Source organism: Escherichia sp. MOD1-EC6842 (genome assembly GCF_002965705.1).
GTDB classification, from domain to species: Bacteria; Pseudomonadota; Gammaproteobacteria; order Enterobacterales; family Enterobacteriaceae; genus Escherichia; species Escherichia ruysiae.
This window is the reverse complement of record NZ_PTRF01000004.1, coordinates 103454-124933: the sequence shown is the minus strand read 5'-3', so window position 1 is coordinate 124933 and position 21480 is coordinate 103454. Positions and strand designations below refer to the sequence as shown.

Genomic DNA, 21480 nt, shown 5'->3' with positions numbered 1-21480 from the left:
GGGCACCGCGCAGCGGCGATTTTGTTCGCCAGAGCCCGGGGGTGCAGGGGGCGGCGGCGATTGGCCGCCCCCTGCGCGCTCCTTGCGCCAGTTGTGATATATGGCTTAGCTCATGAAAGGAGCGCAACAAAATGATGAAGCTGAATAAGCGATTTATTGTCTCTAATATGCTGCGATTCCACTATTATCGCAGCTTATCTATATCAATTGCCTGAATAGCCCTTGCAATATCAGGGGAATTATTCAGCACCCGAACATGCTGAAATAATTCCGTTGCTTCATCGTATTCTTTACGCAAATAACTCAACCACTGTTTAATTCGCGCGACGTGATATAGCCCAGTATCGCCCTGCTTTTCCAGACGGGTATATTTTTGCAGCAAAGCAACCACCTCCGGCCACGGCATTCGCGGTTCGTTATATTTTACCACCCGGCTCAGGTTGGGAATATTCAGCGCCCCGCGACCAATCATTACCGCGTCGCAGCCGCTCATCGCCATACATTGTTGCGCACTCTGCCAGTCCCAGATTTCACCGTTGGCAATCACCGGAATATTCAGCCGCTGGCGAATTTCACCAATCGCCTGCCAGTCAATATGCTCCGCACGGTAGCCCTGCTCTTTTGTCCGCCCATGCACCACCAGTTCCGTGGCGCCAGCCTGTTGAACAGCATCGGCAATTTCAAACTTCTTATCGCCGCTGTCCCAGCCAAGCCGCACTTTCACGCTGACGGGTAAATGCGCCGGCACAGCTTCGCGCATCGCTTTTGCCCCCTGGTAGATGAGCTCGGGATCTTTGAGTAACGTCGCCCCGCCGCCGCTACCGTTAACCGTTTTCGATGGGCAACCGCAATTGAGATCCACGCCCCAGGAGCCTAACTCCACCGCACGAGCGGCATTTTCCGCCAGCCATTGCGGGAACTGCCCCAGCAGTTGTACGCGCACCAGCGTACCGGATGGCGTTCGACTGGCATTTTGTAGTTCAGGGCAAATGCGATGAAAGACTTTTACCGGCAGCAGTTGATCGACCACGCGGACAAATTCGGTGATGCACAGATCGTAGTCGTTAACTTCAGTCAGCAATTCACGCACCAGAGAGTCAAGCACACCCTCCATCGGCGCCAGTAGTACACGCATATCATCACCCGCAAAAAAATGAGGCGCTATGGTAGCGCCTCCGGTCAGCGGATTAAAGTGCTCAACGTGGTTGCAGACAGTTATCTTCTTTCCAGCCGTACAGCCACTCCATACCACGATAAAACTCTGCCTGCGATTTCCCTTTCCACAGCAGGTTACGTACCTGGCGTTCTACCCCCGCAGCGTGGTATACCCGCCCCATTTCACGGGTTGACCAGACGATGCGCGCGGTGCGTGGAATACGTACCGACTCATACAGCGCAAAGGCTTGTGCCGCATCGCCGTCACATTCTGCCAGTGCCTTACCGAGCGTCACCGCGTCTTCCAGTGCCATACAGGCACCCTGCGCCATATATTGCGCCACCGGATGCGCCGCATCGCCCACCAGCGTTATGCGCTTCGTTCCCCACTTCGCCACCGGTTCGCGGTCGGCAGTTGACCAGCGTCGCCATGAGGTCGGTTTATCCAGCATCTGGCGCGGGCGTGGATGAATGCCTTCAAAATAGGAGAGCACTTCCTCTTTGCTGCCATCCTTCACGCCCCACTCTTCCTGCTGGCGACTGTGGAATGTCACCACCAGGTTATACTGCTTGCCGCCGCGCAAAGGGTAATGCACCAGGTGACAGTGCGGCCCCGCCCACAGTACCGGCGCGTTAATACGCAAATCTTCCGGCATATCGGCACAATCGATAACCGCACGGTAGACCACATGCCCGGTAACGCGCGGCACATCGCCTAATAAGCTCTGACGCACCACTGACTTCACGCCATCACAGCCAATCAGAATATCGCCGCTCCAGCTATTGCCGCGATCGTCAAAAACGGTGACATCGTCTTCCGTCTCACGAATATCCACCACCTGTGTGGAGGTGTGATATTCGACGTCCGGATGCGTCAGTACCGCTTCCCACACCGAGGCATGGATATCAACGCGATGGATCACCGCGTAAGGGCCGCCAAAATGGTCACGAAAGGCCTGCCCGGTTTCAATGCGCACCACCTCTTCGGCGTTTACTGCGTCCATCATGGTGATGTGATCGGTAAACACCGCGCGCTGACGGGCAATTTCCCCGACGCCAAGACTGTCCAGCGCCGAAAACGCGTTTGGCCCCAACTGGATGCCTGCGCCAATCTCACCGATTTCATGTGCCTTTTCCAGCAGCACGACTTTGATCCCCAGGCGGGCCAGTGACAGCGCAGTTGCCGCACCGCCGATCCCGCCTCCCACAATTACTGCGCGTGTCACTTTCGTCATTATGCTTCTCCTGGTCAGGCTGAAATTTTATCTTGTTGATTTTCTGGCGCGGCAGCTATAAATGCTGGCAGCTGCGTGCAGGCGTCGTACACCACTTTACAGCGCGGATATGCACTCAGGTCGCAGTTCATGCGTAACGCATTTGCCCACTGTGGGACAAGGCAGCAGTCTGCCAGCGTCGGCGTCTCGCCCACACAAAATTGCCCCGACTGGCTCTGGCGCAGCAGTTGTTCCACCGCGCTTAACCCTTGCTGGATCCAGTGCGCATACCAGCGTTTTTTCTCTTCTTCACTGACGTTCAGTTCTTCGGTCAGGTAGCGCAGCACACGCAAATTATTCAGAGGATGAATGTCGCAAGCGATGGCATAAACAATTTCCAGGACTTTATTGCGAGCCGGTTCTTCCTGCGGCAACAGCGGAACTTGTGGATAATGACGATCCAGCCAGTCAATTATCGCCAGCGATTGACCGAGTGACTCGCCATCATCGGTCAGCAGCGTCGGCACCAGCCCGACCGGATTCATCCGCCGGTAGGCCAGTTCGTTTTGCTGACCAATGCGGATATTCACCCCTTCGGTCTGGTAATCGATACCCTTTAGCGCCAGCGCGATACGCACCCGGTACGACGCTGAACTATTAAAAAAACTGTACAGCTTCATCTTGCACCTCAGACAATCTTCACCGCGATAGGGGTTAAACCCTCGACGTTGCCCGTGATCACATCGCCTTTCACCACCGGGCCAACACCTTCCGGCGTGCCGGTGAAGATCAGATCGCCCGGTTGCAGTTCAAAGAAGCCGGACAGGTAGCTGATGGTTTCATTCACTGACCAGATGAGATGACGAATATCGCTGCGCTGATGATCTTCGCCGTTAACCTGTAACCAGATTGGCGCGTTCTCAATACCGCCGGTTTCGCTGGCTTTGTGCAGCGGCGCGATCGGCGCAGAGAGATCAAACGCTTTGCCGATTTCCCACGGGCGTCCCATCTGGCGCATTTCCATTTGACGATCGCGACGGGTCATATCAAGCCCCGTGGCATAACCCCAGACATATTCGTGGGCGTTTTCCAGCGGGATATCGCTGCCCTTTTTGCCAATCGCCACCACCAGTTCAATTTCATAATGGTAGTTATCAGTCTGTGCCGGATACGGCAGCGCCAGCGTTTCGCCTGCGGCAACCGGAACAACGGCATCCGCTGGTTTGCAGAAGAAGAATGGCGGTTCACGATCCGGATCGAAGCCCATTTCGCGGGCGTGGGCAGCATAGTTACGTCCGACGCAGTAAACGCGACGCACAGGGAATTGTTCATCACTGCCAACAACCGGTACGGTAACGGGCGCTTGCGGTTCGAATACATATTGAGTCATTTTTTCTCTCCCAAATTAATAACGCGCTTCGCGGAACAGCCCCAGGGCTTCTTGTACCGGTCTGTCCGAAAAACTAAATAAAACGGTATCTTGCGTGGTCTGGAATGACACGCCGTGCCAGGTCGGCACCACGAAGATATCTTTTGCACTAAAGGTGAAGGTTTCATTGCCGATAGTGACCAGCCCGCCGCCTTCCACCACGTGGTAGATGGTGCTGTCAGTTGTGCGCGCCACGCGGGAGGCGAACCCTTTCGGCAACAGTTGCAGGAAAGCGCCCATCGACGGCATCGGATACCCGCCAGTGACCGGGTTGACGTAGCGCATTTTGTAGCCATCCCACTCATCGGCATCGCCCAGCCGGGTTAAATCGTGCAGCACTTCGCGGCTGCGGTCATAACGGTAGTTAAAGATCGGCGAGGAGTTCCCCGTCTGATGGCGCAGCGGCAACATATTGGCGGCATAACGCGGCAGATAATCCCCCTCTTTGCGCGTTACCGGTTGTTGCTCTTCCGGATAATCTTCGGCAAAACCGCAGCCCAGAGTGTTCACTAATGGCAGATCCAGTCCATCAAGCCAGATAACCGGTTCGTCGCCAGGATTACCGTGATCGTGCCAGCGCCACTGCGGGGTCAGGATAAAATCGCCCTCATTCATTGGCGTGCGTTCGCCATCAACGGCGGTAAATGCGCCTTTACCTTCAACAATAAAACGCAGCGCCGACTGGTTATGACGATGGCTTGGTGCCACTTCGCCTGGCATGATCAGTTGCAAACCGGCATACAAGGTGGCGGTAATAGAGGACTGACCGCGCAGCGCCGGGTTTTCCAGCACCAGTACGCGACGCACCGCCTCTTTCGCGCCAATCAGGCTGCCACTTTCCAGCAACAACGGGCGGATCTCCTGATAATTCCAGTACGCTGGCGCGCAATTAGCGTTGGGCGTTTTCGGCACCAGATGGTGCAACGACTCCCACAGCGGGGTCAGGTTTTGCCCGGAAATGTGTTGATAAAATTGCTCGCGGCTATTTTGATTGTTATCAGTCATTGAGATGCTCCTTATTCGTTCACAACGCCTGCGCGAGGCAGTGAGTCAGGGACAGAGGTCGACTGGCGAACGACGGTAATCAGCAGCGTTAACATCACCGCACTGATCGCCGCAGGCACAGCGATAATGAAAAACAGAGTGTCGAAAGAGAAATTCATCGCCATCATCACGCCGCCAGAAAGCGAACCGACAATCGCGCCGCAGCGGCCGACGGCGTTTGACCAGCTCACGCCCGTGGCGCGACTTTGTGTCGGGTAGAGCGTGGCGGTCAGCGCGTTCAGCCCCACTTGCGATCCGCTGATACCAATGCCAGTGCCAAAGACAGCCAGTGCCATCAGCCATAATCCGTCCTGACTTAAGCCAATCATCACGATGCATACAACGCCTATGGCATAGCTCAGCGCCAACACGCGGAAAGGATTGAATTTATCCATCAGTACGCCCAGCGCCAGCGCGCCCAACGTGCCGCCAATCTGGAATGCGGCGGTAACCCAGGACGCATGTTGCAGGTCGATACCACGATGGTTAAGCAACGTCGGCATCCAGCTTGAGAGCAGGTAAATGATCAGCAGGCTCATGAAGAAAACGACCCACAGCATCAACGTGATGGTTAACTGACGCCCGGCAAACAACTGGCGAATGCTGCCTTTGGCAATAGCGGCTGGTTCATTGAGATAAAAGTGGGTATCGACATAACGCTCGCGAGTCATGGCACTCACGGTTTTTGCAATTACCGCCTGCGGTAACTGGCGACGCACCTGCCAGCGTGGCGATTCCGGCAAAACCACCACCAGCGCGACAAATAAAATCAGCGGTAATACGCCTCCCAGCACCAGAATGCCGTGCCAGCCAATCACCGGCACCAGTTGCGCGCTGACAATCCCGCCAAAGGCTGACCCCAGCGTGAAACCGCAAAACATCAGCGTTACCAGCGCGCCTCGACGACGAGCTGGCAGATATTCCGACGTCATGGTGATGGTATTCGGCATTGCGCCGCCAAGACCTAACCCAGTGAGAAAGCGCAGGATTACCAGTGTTTGCAGATCTGGTGAAAAAGCAGAGGCAAGACTTAACGCACCAAATAAAAAGACGCACAACTCAATGACCCGTTTACGACCAAAGCGATCGGACAACGGGCCGCAAAGCAGCGCGCCTGCGGTTAATCCCAACAGACCCGCGCCAAACAGCGGCGCGAGATCGCCTGCGGAGAGTTGCCAGTGAGTACGAATATCGGGAGCGATAAAGCCGATAGCCGCCGTGTCAAAACCATCGAGCATTACCACCAGAAAACAGCAGATGATAACGCGCCACTGCATCTTGCCGACCGGAGCGGCATCGATCAGTGCTTGTAAATCACGTCGTTGAGTCATAGTGAATGCCTCAGTGCAGGTAAGGTAGATGTTTCTATTGTTTTGTATATGTTGCGATATTGTGATTAAAGAGATGAAATGTACAATGGCATTTTCGGCAGAGAGATAACCTGGAGGTTATGGCAAATGGCAAACTGGGCGCAGAAATTAAAACTTCATCACCTGCAAATGCTGGTGGCGCTGGGCGAACAGGGTAATCTGACCCATGTGGCACGGATGATGAATATCACTCAGCCTGCGCTGTCGAAATGGCTGTCACAACTCGAAGATGAGATCGGCCTCACACTCTTTGAGCGGCACAGCAAAGGGCTACGTCCGACCGAAGGTGGCAAATTGTTATTGCAACATGCCCAACGATTAATCAATGACATGGAGCGATCGCAACATGAACTGGCGCGCTTTAAACAAGGCGGGCTGGTCGGCAGTCTGAAAATAGGTTGTTCTCCTGTCGCCACTGACTGCGTATCCCAGGCAATTTTGCATTTGCTAAAAGAGATGCCGACGCTGCACCTGAATATCGAAGAGAAGGTGATGACGCCATTACTGCAAGACCTGCTGGCAGGTTCTGTGGATGTAGTGGTTGGTCGTATTGGTGGTCGTGCACTGCAACTGCCGCTAAATTATCAGGTGCTCTACACCGAGCCAGTGTGCTTTGTCGCTCGCCCAAACCATCCACTGGCGAAATATGCCGCTCTTGGCTGGGATGATCTGGCTAACTGGCGCTGGATAGTCTGGCCAACCGGGACACCTATTCGTCTCAGTATTGATAATGCGCTGGTAGAACATGGCGTGATGCTGCCAGAAAACACCATTGAATCGGCGTCAATGAACGTCAGCACCAATCTGCTCCAAAGCAGCGACATGATTTCTATACTCTCTTTACGTCTGGCGCAACGCTATGCCAGTCAGGGGCAACTGGTGATCCTGAACCTGCCGAAGATAGAACAGAAAGGCAGCGTCGGCGTGTTCTGGCGTAATAACGAAACGCCCTCCCGTGCGCTAAGTCGGTTCCTGCACTTTTTGAACCAGAATTAGACCACTGAATTGGGCGCTTGCCCGATATTCGTCTCCTGTAATTCAACTATGCTCAGATTTCATGATGTGATCGGTAGCACGTTTTACAGATTAATTGTATGATGAATCCATCTCATCTGGGGTGTTGATCATGAGTAAGACACTGAACATTATCTGGCAATATTTACGCGCTTTTGTCCTGATTTATGCCTGCCTGTATGCAGGTATTTTCATTGCTTCCCTGCTACCGGTAACCATTCCGGGCAGCATCATCGGGATGCTGATCCTGTTTGTCCTGCTGGCCTTGCAAATTCTTCCGGCGAAGTGGGTCAATCCGGGGTGCTACGTACTGATTCGCTATATGGCGCTATTGTTTGTGCCGATTGGCGTAGGCGTCATGCAATATTTTGATTTGCTGCGCGCACAGTTTGGCCCGGTAGTGGTTTCCTGTGCCATTAGTACGCTGGTGGTTTTTCTGGTGGTGAGCTGGAGTTCGCACCTGGTACACGGTGAACGTAAAGTCATAGGTCAGAAAGGATCAGAGAAATGATGGCGAATATCTGGTGGTCATTACCGCTGACATTGATTGTCTTTTTTGCCGCCCGCAAACTGGCAGCGCGGTATAAATTTCCATTGCTCAATCCGTTGCTGGTGGCAATGGTGGTGATCATTCCTTTTTTAATGCTGACCGGCATCTCTTACGACAACTATTTTAAAGGTAGTGAGGTTTTAAACGATCTGCTGCAACCGGCGGTGGTGGCGCTGGCCTATCCTTTATATGAACAGCTGCATCAGATCCGCGCGCGCTGGAAATCGATCATCACCATTTGTTTTATCGGTAGCGTGGTCGCGATGGTGACAGGGACTTCCGTGGCATTGTTGATGGGTGCTTCACCAGAAATCGCCGCGTCAATCTTGCCGAAGTCGGTGACTACGCCAATTGCGATGGCGGTTGGCGGCAGTATTGGCGGTATCCCTGCAATTAGCGCAGTTTGCGTCATTTTCGTCGGTATTCTGGGCGCGGTGTTTGGTCATACGTTGCTTAATGCGATGCGTATTCGCACCAAAGCGGCGCGCGGTCTGGCGATGGGAACGGCCTCTCACGCCCTCGGTACGGCGCGCTGTGCCGAGCTGGATTATCAGGAAGGCGCATTTAGTTCGCTGGCACTGGTGCTGTGCGGGATTATTACCTCGCTGATCGCACCGTTCCTTTTCCCGATTATTCTGGCTGTAATGGGCTAAAATTTTGCGATGCGTCGCGCATTTTTGATGTAAGTTTCACGCGTTGCATAATTAATGAGATTCAGATCACATATAAAGGCATAACGGGTTCGTAAACTGTTATCCCATTACATGATTATGAGGCAACGCCATGCATCCACGTTTTCAAACTGCTTTTGCCCAACTTGCGGATAACTTGCAATCTGCACTGGAACCCATTCTGGCAGACAAGTATTTTCCTGCGTTGTTGACCAAAGAGCAGGTCTCTTCGCTGAAGAGCGCAACGGGGCTGGACGAAGACGCGCTGGCTTTCGCACTGCTGCCGCTGGCGGCGGCCTGTGCCCGCACGCCATTGTCGAATTTTAATGTTGGCGCTATTGCGCGCGGCGTGAGTGGAACCTGGTATTTTGGTGCCAATATGGAATTTATTGGCGCGACAATGCAGCAAACCGTTCATGCCGAACAAAGTGCTATCAGCCACGCCTGGTTGAGCGGTGAGAAAGCACTCGCCGCTATCACCGTTAACTACACGCCTTGCGGTCACTGCCGTCAGTTTATGAATGAACTGAATAGCGGTCTGGATCTGCGTATTCATCTACCGGGTCGCGAAGCGCACGCGCTGCGTGACTATCTGCCGGATGCTTTTGGGCCGAAAGATCTGGAGATTAAAACGCTGCTGATGGACGAGCAGGATCACGGCTTTGCACTGACCGGCGATGCGCTTTCTCAGGCGGCGATCGCAGCGGCAAACCGTTCACACATGCCTTACAGCAAGTCCCCAAGCGGCGTGGCGCTGGAATGTAAAGACGGTCGTATTTTCAGCGGTAGCTACGCTGAAAACGCGGCATTCAACCCGACTCTGCCGCCATTACAAGGAGCGTTAATTCTGTTGAATCTCAAGGGGTATGATTACCCGGATATTCAGCGCGCGATTCTGGCAGAAAAAGCCGATGCGCCGCTGATTCAGTGGGATGCAACCTCCGCAACGCTTAAAGCTCTCGGCTGCAACAATATCGACCGCGTTCTTCTCGCTTAAGCCTGGTGCCGGATGCGGCGTGAACGCCTTGTCCGGCCTACAGCCCTGGCACACTGATAAGCGTCGCATCAGGCTTGCCAACTTATCCTGGTGTCGAAAATCCCGGCAAACAGTTTGCCGTTTCTTGCGCAAAGCCCGCAGGTAAAGTAGCCTGATTGAAATTCCCCAAGATCGAGTTTTCTGCATGTTAAAGCGCGTGTTTTACAGCCTGTTAGTCCTGATCGGCTTGCTGCTGTTGACTGTGCTCGGCCTCGATCGCTGGATGAGCTGGAAAACTGCGCCTTATATCTACGACGAGTTACAGGATCTCCCCTACCGCCAGGTCGGCGTGGTACTTGGCACCGCGAAGTATTATCGCACCGGGGTGATTAATCAGTATTACCGCTACCGTATTCAGGGGGCAATAAATGCCTATAACAGCGGTAAGGTGAATTATCTATTACTTAGCGGCGATAACGCGTTGCAGAGTTATAACGAACCGATGACCATGCGCAAAGATTTAATTGCCGCTGGTGTCGATCCAGCTGATATTGTTCTCGACTACGCAGGTTTTCGAACTCTCGACTCTATCGTACGCACGCGCAAAGTCTTCGATACTAACGACTTCATTATTATCACTCAGCGTTTCCACTGTGAACGGGCATTATTTATCGCTCTGCACATGGGTATTCAGGCACAGTGTTATGCCGTACCATCACCCAAAGATATGTGGTCGGTACGTATTCGTGAATTTGCCGCTCGTTTCGGCGCTCTGGCTGATCTTTATATCTTTAAACGTGAGCCACGCTTTTTAGGTCCTCTGGTTCCTATTCCGGCAATGCACCAGGTGCCGGAAGATGCGCAGGGGTATCCGGCCGTTACCCCCGAACAATTACTTGAATTAGAAAAGAAACAAGGAAAGTAGTTATGGATGTTCAGCAGTTTTTTGTCATTGCCGTTTTTTTCCTGATCCCTGTATTTTGTTTTCGCGAAGCCTGGAAAGGCTGGCGTGCTGGCGCAATTGATAAACGGGTTAAAAATTCCCTGGAACCAGTGTATGTCTGGCGTGACAAAAATCCCGGACTCTTCTTCGCTTATATAGTGGCATATAGCGGCTTCGGACTTTTATCCATCGGCATGATTATTTATCTTATTTTTTACCGATAATATTATTTCTTCCTCTTGCTAATTATTGAGAATAATTATTAGTTCACCCACCAGGCTGCGGATATAACATTCTGAACCGCAGCTATTTGTGAATCTTTTCACAGTTTAAATTCCCCCGCACGCTTAGCCTTAATATTAGTACGTTATATTTACCCAAAATAATTTGAGTTGCAGAAAGGTGCGATGTCGCAGCACATGCCACTTGAAGTATTGCGGGTAAAACAGGCGTTCGCCTTAATTACCCATAGCATTAAGGAAGATCACATGCCGCAACAAAATTATCTGGATGAACTCACTCCGGCTTTTACGCCTTTACTGGCGATTAAAGAAGCCTCCCGCTGTTTATTATGTCACGACGCGCCCTGCAGCCAGGCTTGCCCGGCGCAAACCGATCCGGGGAAATTTATTCGCTCAATCTATTTTCGTAATTTTAAAGGCGCTGCCGAGACAATTCGCGAAAATAATGCCCTCGGTGCCGTTTGCGCCAGAGTGTGCCCTACGGAAAAATTATGCCAGAGCGGTTGTACCCGTGCGGGTGTCGATGACCCCATTGATATTGGTCGCTTACAACGTTTTGTTACTGATTTTGAACAACAAACCGGAATGGAGATTTATCAACCGGGCAGCAAGACGCGCGGTAAAGTCGCGATTATTGGTGCAGGCCCAGCCGGATTACAAGCCAGCGTGACGCTGACCAATCTGGGTTACGACGTCACAATTTATGAAAAAGGAGCGCAACCCGGTGGCTGGTTGTGTAACGGTATTCCGCAATTTCGTTTGCCGCAGTCGGTGCTGGATGCGGAAATCGCTCGCATCGAAAAAATGGGGGTGACCATTAAGTGCAACTGTGAAATTGGCAAAACGCTTTCGCTGGAACAACTGAAAGCAGAAAACCGCGCAGTGCTGGTCACCGTGGGGTTATCGAGCGGTTCTCGGCTGCCGCTGTTTGAGCATAGCGACGTTGAGATCGCCGTCGATTTCCTGCAACGCGCGCGTCAGGCACAAGGCGATATCCGCATCCCGCAAAGCGCATTAATTATTGGCGGGGGCGATGTCGCGATGGACGTTGCCAGCACGCTGAAAGTTCTCGGCTGCCAGGCGGTGACCTGTGTGGCGCGCGAAGAGTTAGATGAATTTCCGGCAAGCAAGAAAGAGTTCACCAGCACCCAGAAATTGGGGGTATCGATTATTGATGGCTTTACGCCAGTGGCGGTAGAGGGCAATAAAGTTACCTTTAAACATGTTCGTTTGCCGGGCGAACTGACAATGGCAGCGGACAAAATTATTCTCGCCGTCGGTCAACATGCCGAACTTACCGCTTTTGCGGCGCTGGAGCCGAAGCGCAACATCATCGAAACGAAAAATTACCAGACTCGCGACCCACAACTGTTTGCCGCTGGCGATATTGTTGAGGGCGACAAAACCGTGGTTTATGCCGTGAAGACCGGGAAAGAAGCCGCCGAGGCGATTCATCACTATTTAGAGGGAGCTTGCTCATGTTAACGAAAGATCTTTCTATTACCTTTTGCGGCGTGAAGTTTCCCAACCCGTTCTGCCTTTCTTCTTCGCCGGTAGGCAACTGCTACGAGATGTGCGCCAAAGCCTACGACACAGGCTGGGGCGGCGTGGTGTTCAAAACGATCGGCTTTTTTATCGCCAACGAAGTTTCGCCGCGTTTTGATCATCTGGTGAAAGAAGATACCGGTTTTATTGGCTTCAAAAATATGGAGCAGATTGCCGAACATCCCCTGGAGGAGAATCTGGCCGCTTTGCGTCGGTTGAAAGAAGATTACCCTGACAAGGTGCTGATCGCCTCGATCATGGGGGAAAATGAGCAACAATGGGAGGATCTGGCGCGTCTGGTGCAAAAAGCAGGCGCCGATATGATCGAATGTAATTTCTCCTGCCCGCAGATGACCTCTCATGCGATGGGGAGCGATGTCGGGCAAAGTCCGGAACTGGTAGAAAAATATTGTCGTGCGGTGAAACGCGGTTCCACTTTGCCGATGCTGGCGAAGATGACGCCGAATATCGGTGATATGTGCGAAGTGGCGCTGGCGGCGAAGCGTGGTGGCGCAGATGGCATTGCGGCGATTAACACCGTCAAATCCATCACCAATATCGATCTTAATCAGAAAATTGGTATGCCGATCGTTAACGGTAAATCGAGTATTTCCGGTTATTCCGGTAAAGCGGTGAAACCGATCGCCCTGCGCTTTATTCAGCAAATGCGCACCCATCCGGAACTGCGTGATTTCCCGATTAGCGGTATCGGTGGTATTGAGACCTGGGAAGATGCAGCGGAATTTTTATTACTCGGTGCGGCAACGTTACAGGTGACCACTGGCATCATGCAGTACGGTTATCGCATTGTGGAAGATATGGCGAGCGGGTTGTCACATTATCTTGCCGATCAGGGATTTGATTCGTTGCAGGAGATGGTTGGCCTGGCGAATCATAATATTGTCCCGGCGGAAGATTTAGACCGCAGTTATATCGTCTATCCCCATATTAATCTTGATAAATGTGTCGGCTGTGGGCGCTGTTATATTTCCTGCTACGACGGTGGGCATCAGGCGATGGAATGGGATGAGAAATCGCGCACGCCGCACTGCAATACCGAAAAATGCGTCGGTTGTTTGCTTTGCGGTCATGTCTGTCCGGTGGGGTGCATTGATCTCGGGGAAGTGAAGTTTAAAAAAGGAGAGAAAGAACACCCGGTAACGTTGTAGAACCAGCATCGCATCCGGCATTTAGCTCCTGTCGCCGGATGCGGCGTAAACGCCTTATCCGGCCTACAAAAACCACACAAATCAGTATATTGAGCCCATTGTAGGCCGGATAAAACGCGCCAACGTCTTATCCGGCAATCCCTACATTCATATCACTTCTTACGCGCGTATTTCAGTGAATCCAGCGCCACGGCGAAGATAATAATCGCCCCTTTGATGATGTACTGCCAGTACGGATTTACGCCGATGTACGTCAGGCCATAGTTGATGACCGTAAAGATAATTACCCCGGTCACCACGCCAATGACCGTCCCCACACCGCCGCTGAACGATACGCCGCCCACCACGCACGCCGCGATGGCGTCCAGCTCATACATAAAGCCAAGGTTGTTAGTCGCAGAGCCGATACGTCCGGCTTCTAACATCCCGCCGAAGGCATAGAACACGCCAGACAGCGCATAAATCATCAGCAGGTTCAGGCCGACGTTGACACCAGAAACTTTCGCCGCTTCCGGGTTACCACCGATAGCAAAAATGTTCTTACCGAAGCGGGTTTTGTTCCACAGTACCCAAACGAACGCCACGGCAATCAGCGCGTAGAAGGTAATGTAAGAGAGACGGAAACTCCCCAGCGCGACAAAGCCCTGAGCAAAGGTGGAGAAACCGCTGTCAAAACCAGAAATTGGCGACGCACCCACAAAGTCATAATAGAGCGAGTTGATGCCGTAGACGATAATCATCGTGCCGAGCGTGGTAATGAACGGCGTTACGTTGAGATAAGCGATAATCAGGCCGTTGATTAAACCGATAACTGCGCCAATGGCACAGACAATCAGAATAACCAGTGCAATCGGCATCGTCGCCATTTCCGGGAACACTTTGTTGGCGTTTTCCATCGACTGCAATAACGTCGCGGCTACCACCGCTGCCAGCCCTACCTGGCGCCCGGCAGAAAGATCAGTTCCCTGGGTGACAATTAATCCTGCCACGCCAAGCGCGATAATAATACGTACCGATGACTGGGTGAGAATATTACTTAAGTTCAACAGACTTAAAAAAGTAGGATCCTGGAAAATTATAATCGCCAGCAAAACTAAAAGAACGACGTAAATACCGCCCTCTTTCAGGTAAGTAAGAAAACTTTTCTTATTTAACGCACTCATAGGAAGCCCCTAATCTTAAAGGTGCAAAGACGCAAGACGCAGAATTTCGTTTTGCGTTGTTGTTTTTGTATCGACAATTCCAGAAACGAGACCATTGCTCATCACCAGAATACGGTCTGTTATCCCTAACAACTCTGGCATTTCGGAGGAGATAATAATAATCCCCTTGCCTTTCTTCGCCAGTTCGGCAATTAACTGATAAATTTCAAACTTCGCCCCAACATCAATACCGCGCGTCGGTTCATCGAGCATTAATATTTCTGGTTGCGTTAGCAGCCAGCGACCAATGATCACCTTTTGCTGATTACCGCCGGAAAGTGAACCAATTTGCGTCCGATGCCCCGGTGTTTTTACCCGCATCGAATCAATCACCCACTGGGTATCGCTTTTCATCCGCGAGTTATCCAGTAAACCAACTTTATTTTTGTAGTTGCGAATATTGGAAATTAACGAGTTAAAACCGATATCCAGATAGGCATAAATTCCCGTTGAGCGGCGCTCTTCAGTGACCAGTGCAAATCCGTGGTTAATAGCTTCGTTGGCGTTATGGTTATTGATCTTTTTGCCATGCAGCGTAATGGTGCCAGCCGACTTCTCGCGAATACCAAATAACGTCTCAACGATATCAGTACGTTTCGCCCCCACCAGACCGGCAATACCGAGGATCTCCCCTTTATGCAGATCAAACGAGACATCGCGAATCGACGGCTGGCGCAGCGACGTCAGGTTACGCACTTCCAGAATCACTTCGCCTGGCGTGTTTTGTTTGTCCGGGAAACGCTGGTTAAGAGAACGCCCAACCATCATGGCGATGATCTTGTCCATCGTCAGCCCTGCCAGCGGTTCGGTGGCGATCCACTGACCGTCACGCAATACGGTGACTTCATCACATAACTGGAAAATTTCTTCCATTTTATGCGAGATATAAACAATACCGCAGCCGCGCTCTTTTAATTTACGAATAATAGTGAACAGATGATTGACCTCTTTTTCGGTTAACGAAGAAGTCGGTTCATCCATAATCACAATTTTTGCGTTATAGGAAAACGCTTTGGCGATTTCGATCATTTGCATTTGCGAAACAGATAATGTCCCGACCCGCGCACGCGGATCGATATCAATATCCAGTTCATCAAAAATCGCTTTGGTTTCACAGTACATTTTGTCCTGATCGACAAACATGCCTTTGGTGGGATATCGCCCCAGCCACATGTTGTCCATCACCGAACGTTGTAATACCAGGTTTAACTCCTGGTGTACCATCGAAATCCCATTTTCCAGTGCTTCTTTGGCAGAATGAAAATCGATCTCTTTACCCTGGAATAAAATGGTGCCGGAGTCTTTTTGATAAATACCAAACAGGCATTTTAATAATGTTGATTTTCCTGCGCCGTTTTCTCCCATTAATGCATGGATAGAATGTGGCCGGATTTTTAAATTAACGTTATCAAGTGCCTTAACACCGGGAAAAGACTTGTTGATACCGCTCATTTCCAACAAGTATTCCCCGGAAGACGGAGTCGTTGAGCTGACCATATAATTTTACCTTGTTGGCCATACAATAAGGGCGCAGTAAACGACTGCGCCCAATCAGTCTTATTTCTTGCTGAATTCAGCCAGGTTGTCTTTATCTACGCCGACATAAGGAACGCGGACAACTTTATTGTCGATTTTCCAGTTGGTGCCATCAGCCGCACCTTTGCCATCGGCCAGGTTTTTCGCCAGATCAAAGGTCGCTTTCGCCTGGTTGTTAGCATCGTTCAGCACCGTGCCCGCCAGTGCACCGGATTTCACCAGTGCCAGAGCTTCTGGCAGCGCATCGACGCCAAACACCGGAATGCTGGACTTGTTGTGCGCTTTCAGTGCTTCTACCGCGCCCATTGCCATCGCATCGTTGTTGGCAATAACCACTTCGATTTTGTTGGCGTTCGGGCCAGACAGCCACGCATCCATCTTATCTTTCGCCTGAGCGGTGTCCCACATAGCGGTATCTAATTGTAACTGCTCGGTTTTGATACCTTTATCGTTCAGTTCTTTTATCACGTAGGTAGTACGCGCTTCTGCATCCGGATGGCCCGGTTCACCTTTCAGCAGTACGAACTGAATCTGACCGTCTTTGTTAAGATCCCAACCCTGATTCGCCGCCCAGTGTTTAGCAATCAAATCGCCCTGAATAATGCCGGACTCTTTGGAGTCAGTGCCTACGTAGTAGGCTTTGTCATAGCTATCCAGCGCCTTACGGGAAGGTTCTTTGTTAAAGAAAACCACCGGCACGTTTTGCCCACGCGCTTTCTCAATCACCGTACCCGCAGCAGCCGGGTCAACCAGGTTGATTGCCAGCGCCTTCACCCCTTTCGCCAACAGCACGTCAATCTGATCGTTCTGCTTGGACTGGTCATTCTGTGAATCATTCATCAGCAGCTGGACGTCTGGCGCGGCTTTCGCATCTTGTTCGATAGCCTTACGCACCACGGACATAAAGTTATCGTCGTATTTATAAATCGTCACACCAATACGGGTATCTGCAGCGTGTGCAGCGCCACCGAATAACATGCTGGCCATCACAGCAGACAGGGTTAACACCTTCTTATTCATGGTATCTCCGGTTTTTCTTATGCAGGGTAGTGCTTGAGATAAATGCTCGGCGGGGCAGTATAGTTAATGAAGTGTTACTGAACGCCGAAACTCACGTTTTAAAATTCGTTCTTCCATGCCCGGTAACGCTCCAGAAAACGACTTTAATTGTTGTTATGACGCTATAACCTCGATAAAAGTGATTATTCACTGTTACATATAGGTTACAACGTTAAAACGGTGCAATCATAGCTATCGCATTGTTAATATACTGTGAAATCACTCACAGATTGAAAGCGGTTACATCGCCTGATTTGTTGAGTTAGTGATCGCCGCCGCATTCTGGCGTGTTGCGACAGAATGCCGACGCACTAACGTCGGCATAAAACAGTGGCTGGCTCGCGGATCAATGTTGCCTGCTGCGCCCTGCAAGGCCAGTTCAGTAGCTAATTTTGCCATCGAAGCAATGGGATAACGCACGGTCGTTAATTGCGGGTCGGTGTAACGGGCGATGGGGATATCATCGAAACCGATAATTGAGAGATGTAACGGAATCGCAATGCCATTATCTTTTAATGCCGTCAGTGCGCCAGCGGCCATATTGTCGTTATAAGCAAACACAGCAGTAAGTTGCAGATTGCGTCCCAGCAGCTCGACCATTGCCGTCTCACCGCCGGGCATGTCCGGCGTGCCGGTGCCAATCCAGCTTTCCGGCGGAACAATATCCTGCTCTTTCAGCGCACTCATCCAGCCGGCTTTGCGCATTGCATCATCTTCAATGCCGTGGCTGGAAGAAAGATAACCGATGCGTTGATGACCGTTATTCAGCAACATACGCGTCGCCATTCGGGCACCGCTGAGATTATCCAGGCAAACGCAACGATGGGCGTAACCCGGTACAACGCGATTGATCAGCACCATACCGGGAATGTTGTCCATAAACTGCGCCAGTTCGTCGTCGCTTAACGCTTTCGAATGAACAATCAACGCATTACAACGCTGGCGAATTAACACCTCGATGGCGTGACGCTCTTTTTCCGCTTCATGATAGCTGTTGCCAATCAACACATATTTCTGATGCTGTTGGGCGACGAGATCGACGGCTTTCACCAGTGCGCCAAAAAACGCATCAGAAACGTCCATCACCACCACGCCAACGGTATCGCTCACCTGAGTTGCCAGCGCCTGGGCATTGGCGTTTGGTCGGTAATCCAGTTCGCTTACGGCTTTCATTACCGCTTCACGCGTTTCTGCACTTACCAGCGTGCTGTTATTGAGCACTCGGGAAACCGTTGCCACAGAGACGCCAGCCTGACGCGCTACATCACGAATGGTGATCATATTCACTACCTGTTGTGAGATTGCAGTAGGTTACTGCTTGCTGGCGGCTATTTTGTCAGCACTGAATACAGGACTTCGTGAATCGAGTCACAGCAATGGAAACGATTACAGCCGTTTTGTTAATGAATGTGATCAAGATCGTTATCTTGATGTTTTGGACAATGCAGGTCCCGCAGCACGGAGGGTGAGCTGACGCCAGAGCCATTCTATCGGCCCCTGACGGAAGTAACGTAGCCAGATAACAGAGAAAAGGATATTCGCCAGCCATACCGGAATAACAAACGCCAGCAATTCCAGACGGTCAAACTGCATAAACAAACCGAAGTGGTAAAATAGTGTGGTACAAATCAGCGTTTGTAACAGGTAGTTGGTCAGCGCCATCCGTCCGACGCAGGCGATCGCCAGCACCAGCTTAAAACGGCTTAATTGCGGCCAGTAGCCGAACAGCAACGACGCATAACCCATCGCCTGAAATGGCGCACTCAGTTCACGCGGCATCTGAAGTAAGAAGGCGCACCAGCGATACGCCCAGTCCAGTCGCCATTGTAGTGCGATAGCAGGAAGGTTAATCATCAGCCCAATCGCCACCAGCACAAAACCGGTACGGCGATAGTGGCGCAAGCTGTACTGCCCTTTCAGCCAACCGCTACGCATCAATGCCGCGCCAATTAACATCATCCCCGCCAGTTGCCAGCCATACTGCGCACCCAGTGCCAGTAAACTGTTCCCTACGCCATCGGCACGGTTACTGATGGCTTCCACGCCGCCGTGAAGTTTCCAGTATTTTTCATACAAAATGGCGGACGCATCCGGCGTCCAGGCGCGACTGGTCTGGCTGTCGGAAATCAACCCCAGTAACAGCAAAACGCCAAGCCCTACCAGATATAGCATGACGCCGGTATTAAACAGGCTTTTTACCGATGGCGCATCGCGCACCAGCCGCCAACTGATTAAGCCCACCAGCCCGTAAGCCAGCAGAATATCGCCGTCCCAGAATAACAAGCCGTGAATAAAGCCCAACAAGACTAACAGGGTGAGCCGTGACTGGATCCAGCGTCTGCCACGCGGCAGCAGCATTTGCAGCCCCGCACCAAACAGCAACGCAAAAAGCGTGAGGAATTTCACCTGCCCGATGAGATCGAGAAATACCCATGTCCAGGCGTCAGACGGTGTAATAGCGCCGTACCAGGCGGGGTTGAGATAAGCCGCCTTTGGAAGTCCAAAGGCGCTGATGTTAAGAAGCAGGATCCCCAGAATGGCGACGCCGCGAACAAAATCGAGCGTGACGTTGCGCTCCATGGTTCCTGCCTTTTAATCAGTTGTGATGACGCACGGCGCGCAGAAACTCGTGGCGTGTATTCTGACTGGATTTGAACAAACCACCGAGGGAGGTCGTTGTCGTGGCGCTGGTCGCATCGCGGATACCACGCGCTTTCACGCAGTAATGCACCGCATCGATAGAGACCGCCACGTTATTGGTGCCCAGCAGCGTTTGTAGCGCAATGAGAATTTGCTGGGTCAGACGTTCCTGCACCTGCGGACGCTGGGCAAAGAACTGCACAATACGGTTAATTTTTGACAGACCGATCACCGAATCCTTCGGGATGTAGGCCACCGTCGCTTTGCCATCAATAGTGACAAAATGGTGTTCACAGGTGCTGGTCAGAGTGATATCGCGCACGGTGACCATTTCATCGACCTTCATTTTATTTTCAATGAGGGTGATTTTCGGGAAGTTGGCGTAATCCAGACCGGAGAAAATTTCATCGACATACATTTTGGCGATGCGATGCGGCGTTTCCATCAAACTGTCATCAGCCAGGTCGAGATTCAGTAGCTGCATGATTTCGGTCATATGGCCGGCAATAAGGCTTTTGCGCGTTTCGTTATCCATTTCATGCACGGGCGGGCGTAGCGGTGTTTCCAGTCCTCGCGCAACCAACGCTTCATGAACCAGAGCCGCTTCTTTACTGAGTGATGGCATTTATATTTTCTCCTGCAGGTGTGACGCCTCCGCCCTGCGTGGGGGCAAAGTTATTAAGCTGATTAGCAGCCTGATTATTGTGCGTGAGGTGACGCACATAATCCAGTATTCACAGCGATAATTATTGTAATTGCCGCTGCCTTTCAGCCGTAGATGTTAAAACATCGTTATGCATATGCGGAAGTGAAAGTTACTCACAACACACTGAATAAACGGTATGATGAAAAAATTGCAAACAACATAACAAGGAGCCACGCATGGAAATGCTCGAAGAGCACCGCTGTTTTGAAGGCTGGCAACAACGCTGGCGGCACGACTCCAGTACCTTAAACTGTCCGATGACGTTCAGCATCTTTCTCCCGCCTCCCCGCGATAACGCCCCGCCGCCGGTGCTGTACTGGCTTTCGGGATTAACCTGTAATGACGAAAATTTCACCACTAAAGCGGGTGCCCAGCGCGTAGCGGCGGAACTGGGGATTGTACTGGTAATGCCAGACACCAGCCCGCGCGGCGAACAGGTTGCCAATGATGACGGCTACGATTTAGGCCAGGGCGCAGGGTTTTATCTTAACGCTACGCAACCGCCGTGGTCGGCGCATTATCGGATGTATGATTATCTGCGTGATGAATTACCTGCGCTGATTCAGTCGCAATTTAACGTCAGCGATCGCTGCGCCATTAGCGGTCATTCAATGGGCGGTCACGGTGCGCTGATTATGGCGCTGAAAAACCCAGGTAAATACACCAGCGTTTCTGCCTTTGCGCCGATTGTGAATCCGTGCAGCGTCCCGTGGGGAATCAAAGCGTTTAGCGCCTATCTGGGCGAGGATAAAAATGACTGGGAGGAATGGGACAGTTGCGCGCTGATGTACGCCAGTAATGCGCAGGATGCGATCCCGACGCTTATTGATCAGGGTGATAGCGATCAGTTTCTTGCCGACCAACTCCAGCCTGCGGTGCTGGCAGAGGCCGCACGCCAGAAAGCGTGGCCAATGACGTTACGTATTCAGCCGGGTTATGACCACAGTTACTACTTCATTGCCTCTTTTATAGAGGATCATCTGCGCTTCCATGCGCAGCATTTACTGAAGTAAAA

21 protein-coding genes are annotated in these 21480 nt (G+C 51.7%); 9 read left to right on the top strand and 12 right to left on the bottom strand.

What is annotated here, in order from left to right; all coding sequences use genetic code 11:
• Positions 1-184 precede the first annotated feature (184 nt).
• The 6 genes from dusC to mhbT all read right to left on the bottom strand — a co-directional run bounded on the left by dusC (position 185) and on the right by mhbT (position 6173).
• Positions 185-1135 carry a tRNA dihydrouridine(16) synthase DusC gene (gene dusC, locus A7Z29_RS06405; protein WP_024212451.1) on the bottom strand — a complete coding sequence of 317 codons (951 nt, stop codon included), beginning with the start codon at positions 1133-1135 and terminating at the stop codon, positions 185-187.
• Between the two features lie 61 nt (positions 1136-1196).
• The gene (locus A7Z29_RS06400; protein ID WP_000170146.1) at positions 1197-2390 is read right to left on the bottom strand and encodes a 3-hydroxybenzoate 6-monooxygenase; all 1194 of its coding nucleotides are present in this window, start codon (positions 2388-2390) and stop codon (positions 1197-1199) included.
• 14 nt (positions 2391-2404) lie between these two features.
• The gene (gene maiA / locus A7Z29_RS06395) at positions 2405-3049 is read right to left on the bottom strand and encodes a maleylacetoacetate isomerase (RefSeq protein WP_000781173.1); all 645 of its coding nucleotides are present in this window, start codon (positions 3047-3049) and stop codon (positions 2405-2407) included.
• A gap of 8 nt (positions 3050-3057) precedes the next feature.
• A complete protein-coding gene (locus A7Z29_RS06390; protein WP_000196042.1) occupies positions 3058-3759 on the bottom strand; it encodes a fumarylacetoacetate hydrolase family protein in 702 nt (233 codons plus the stop codon).
• A 15-nt stretch (positions 3760-3774) separates the two neighbouring features.
• Complete coding sequence (gtdA, locus tag A7Z29_RS06385) at positions 3775-4803, bottom strand: gentisate 1,2-dioxygenase (protein WP_000131690.1); 1029 nt, start codon at positions 4801-4803, stop codon at positions 3775-3777.
• Positions 4804-4814: 11 nt separating this feature from the next.
• Positions 4815-6173 carry a 3-hydroxybenzoate transporter MhbT gene (mhbT, locus tag A7Z29_RS06380; protein ID WP_000194207.1) on the bottom strand — a complete coding sequence of 453 codons (1359 nt, stop codon included), beginning with the start codon at positions 6171-6173 and terminating at the stop codon, positions 4815-4817.
• Between the two features lie 126 nt (positions 6174-6299).
• Between mhbT and A7Z29_RS06375 the strand changes: the two genes are divergently transcribed.
• The 8 genes from A7Z29_RS06375 to preA all read left to right on the top strand — a co-directional run bounded on the left by A7Z29_RS06375 (position 6300) and on the right by preA (position 13322).
• The gene (locus A7Z29_RS06375) at positions 6300-7208 is read left to right on the top strand and encodes a LysR substrate-binding domain-containing protein (protein ID WP_000024642.1); all 909 of its coding nucleotides are present in this window, start codon (positions 6300-6302) and stop codon (positions 7206-7208) included.
• Between the two features lie 130 nt (positions 7209-7338).
• On the top strand, positions 7339-7737 hold the full coding sequence (locus A7Z29_RS06370) for a CidA/LrgA family protein (RefSeq protein WP_001516704.1): 399 nt from the start codon (positions 7339-7341) through the stop codon (positions 7735-7737).
• Positions 7734-8429, top strand: a complete 696-nt coding sequence (locus A7Z29_RS06365) for a CidB/LrgB family autolysis modulator (protein WP_000968197.1) — start codon at positions 7734-7736, stop codon at positions 8427-8429. The genes A7Z29_RS06370 and A7Z29_RS06365 overlap by 4 nt, the downstream gene beginning before the upstream one ends.
• Positions 8430-8559: 130 nt before the next feature.
• Positions 8560-9444 (top strand): cytidine deaminase, encoded by an 885-nt coding sequence (cdd, locus tag A7Z29_RS06360; RefSeq protein WP_000553573.1) that lies wholly within the window; start codon positions 8560-8562, stop codon positions 9442-9444.
• 184 nt (positions 9445-9628) lie between these two features.
• The gene (gene sanA, locus A7Z29_RS06355) at positions 9629-10348 is read left to right on the top strand and encodes an outer membrane permeability protein SanA (RefSeq protein WP_000920075.1); all 720 of its coding nucleotides are present in this window, start codon (positions 9629-9631) and stop codon (positions 10346-10348) included.
• A gap of 2 nt (positions 10349-10350) precedes the next feature.
• The gene (locus A7Z29_RS06350) at positions 10351-10590 is read left to right on the top strand and encodes a DUF2542 family protein (RefSeq protein ID WP_000383083.1); all 240 of its coding nucleotides are present in this window, start codon (positions 10351-10353) and stop codon (positions 10588-10590) included.
• A 264-nt stretch (positions 10591-10854) separates the two neighbouring features.
• The gene (locus A7Z29_RS06345) at positions 10855-12093 is read left to right on the top strand and encodes an NAD(P)-dependent oxidoreductase (protein WP_001136354.1); all 1239 of its coding nucleotides are present in this window, start codon (positions 10855-10857) and stop codon (positions 12091-12093) included.
• Positions 12087-13322, top strand: a complete 1236-nt coding sequence (gene preA, locus A7Z29_RS06340; RefSeq protein ID WP_000956051.1) for an NAD-dependent dihydropyrimidine dehydrogenase subunit PreA — start codon at positions 12087-12089, stop codon at positions 13320-13322. Before A7Z29_RS06345 ends, preA begins: the two co-directional genes overlap by 7 nt.
• Positions 13323-13474: 152 nt before the next feature.
• Here the strand turns inward: preA and mglC are convergent, their stop codons facing one another.
• From mglC to folE, 6 genes are all read right to left on the bottom strand, one after another.
• Positions 13475-14485 (bottom strand): galactose/methyl galactoside ABC transporter permease MglC, encoded by a 1011-nt coding sequence (gene mglC, locus A7Z29_RS06335; RefSeq protein WP_001275122.1) that lies wholly within the window; start codon positions 14483-14485, stop codon positions 13475-13477.
• A 15-nt stretch (positions 14486-14500) separates the two neighbouring features.
• Entirely contained in the window at positions 14501-16021 is a 1521-nt protein-coding gene (gene mglA, locus A7Z29_RS06330) for a galactose/methyl galactoside ABC transporter ATP-binding protein MglA (RefSeq protein WP_105289957.1), read from the bottom strand.
• A 60-nt stretch (positions 16022-16081) separates the two neighbouring features.
• Entirely contained in the window at positions 16082-17080 is a 999-nt protein-coding gene (gene mglB / locus A7Z29_RS06325) for a galactose/glucose ABC transporter substrate-binding protein MglB (protein WP_105289956.1), read from the bottom strand.
• A 279-nt stretch (positions 17081-17359) separates the two neighbouring features.
• Complete coding sequence (gene galS, locus A7Z29_RS06320) at positions 17360-18400, bottom strand: HTH-type transcriptional regulator GalS (protein WP_000628680.1); 1041 nt, start codon at positions 18398-18400, stop codon at positions 17360-17362.
• Between the two features lie 141 nt (positions 18401-18541).
• A complete protein-coding gene (gene yeiB / locus A7Z29_RS06310; RefSeq protein WP_105289954.1) occupies positions 18542-19699 on the bottom strand; it encodes a DUF418 domain-containing protein YeiB in 1158 nt (385 codons plus the stop codon).
• A 16-nt stretch (positions 19700-19715) separates the two neighbouring features.
• The gene (gene folE, locus A7Z29_RS06305) at positions 19716-20384 is read right to left on the bottom strand and encodes a GTP cyclohydrolase I FolE (protein WP_001139613.1); all 669 of its coding nucleotides are present in this window, start codon (positions 20382-20384) and stop codon (positions 19716-19718) included.
• A gap of 257 nt (positions 20385-20641) precedes the next feature.
• Here folE and yeiG point away from each other — a divergent pair, with 257 nt between their 5' ends.
• Positions 20642-21478, top strand: a complete 837-nt coding sequence (gene yeiG, locus A7Z29_RS06290) for an S-formylglutathione hydrolase (protein WP_000425475.1) — start codon at positions 20642-20644, stop codon at positions 21476-21478.
• The last annotated feature ends 2 nt before the right edge of the window (positions 21479-21480 follow it).

Excerpts from the sequence above, each read along its gene's own strand:
- dusC (WP_024212451.1), bottom strand. The coding sequence starts at position 1,135 with ATGCGTGTACTACTGGCGCCGATGGAGGGTGTGCTTGACTCTCTGGTG.
- A7Z29_RS06400 (WP_000170146.1), bottom strand. The coding sequence starts at position 2,390 with ATGACGAAAGTGACACGCGCAGTAATTGTGGGAGGCGGGATCGGCGGT.
- maiA (WP_000781173.1), bottom strand. The coding sequence starts at position 3,049 with ATGAAGCTGTACAGTTTTTTTAATAGTTCAGCGTCGTACCGGGTGCGT.
- A7Z29_RS06390 (WP_000196042.1), bottom strand. The coding sequence starts at position 3,759 with ATGACTCAATATGTATTCGAACCGCAAGCGCCCGTTACCGTACCGGTT.
- gtdA (WP_000131690.1), bottom strand. The coding sequence starts at position 4,803 with ATGACTGATAACAATCAAAATAGCCGCGAGCAATTTTATCAACACATT.
- mhbT (WP_000194207.1), bottom strand. The coding sequence starts at position 6,173 with ATGACTCAACGACGTGATTTACAAGCACTGATCGATGCCGCTCCGGTC.
- A7Z29_RS06375 (WP_000024642.1), top strand. The coding sequence starts at position 6,300 with ATGGCAAACTGGGCGCAGAAATTAAAACTTCATCACCTGCAAATGCTG.
- A7Z29_RS06370 (WP_001516704.1), top strand. The coding sequence starts at position 7,339 with ATGAGTAAGACACTGAACATTATCTGGCAATATTTACGCGCTTTTGTC.
- A7Z29_RS06365 (WP_000968197.1), top strand. The coding sequence starts at position 7,734 with ATGATGGCGAATATCTGGTGGTCATTACCGCTGACATTGATTGTCTTT.
- cdd (WP_000553573.1), top strand. The coding sequence starts at position 8,560 with ATGCATCCACGTTTTCAAACTGCTTTTGCCCAACTTGCGGATAACTTG.
- sanA (WP_000920075.1), top strand. The coding sequence starts at position 9,629 with ATGTTAAAGCGCGTGTTTTACAGCCTGTTAGTCCTGATCGGCTTGCTG.
- A7Z29_RS06350 (WP_000383083.1), top strand. The coding sequence starts at position 10,351 with ATGGATGTTCAGCAGTTTTTTGTCATTGCCGTTTTTTTCCTGATCCCT.
- A7Z29_RS06345 (WP_001136354.1), top strand. The coding sequence starts at position 10,855 with ATGCCGCAACAAAATTATCTGGATGAACTCACTCCGGCTTTTACGCCT.
- preA (WP_000956051.1), top strand. The coding sequence starts at position 12,087 with ATGTTAACGAAAGATCTTTCTATTACCTTTTGCGGCGTGAAGTTTCCC.
- mglC (WP_001275122.1), bottom strand. The coding sequence starts at position 14,485 with ATGAGTGCGTTAAATAAGAAAAGTTTTCTTACTTACCTGAAAGAGGGC.
- mglA (WP_105289957.1), bottom strand. The coding sequence starts at position 16,021 with ATGGTCAGCTCAACGACTCCGTCTTCCGGGGAATACTTGTTGGAAATG.
- mglB (WP_105289956.1), bottom strand. The coding sequence starts at position 17,080 with ATGAATAAGAAGGTGTTAACCCTGTCTGCTGTGATGGCCAGCATGTTA.
- galS (WP_000628680.1), bottom strand. The coding sequence starts at position 18,400 with ATGATCACCATTCGTGATGTAGCGCGTCAGGCTGGCGTCTCTGTGGCA.
- yeiB (WP_105289954.1), bottom strand. The coding sequence starts at position 19,699 with ATGGAGCGCAACGTCACGCTCGATTTTGTTCGCGGCGTCGCCATTCTG.
- folE (WP_001139613.1), bottom strand. The coding sequence starts at position 20,384 with ATGCCATCACTCAGTAAAGAAGCGGCTCTGGTTCATGAAGCGTTGGTT.
- yeiG (WP_000425475.1), top strand. The coding sequence starts at position 20,642 with ATGGAAATGCTCGAAGAGCACCGCTGTTTTGAAGGCTGGCAACAACGC.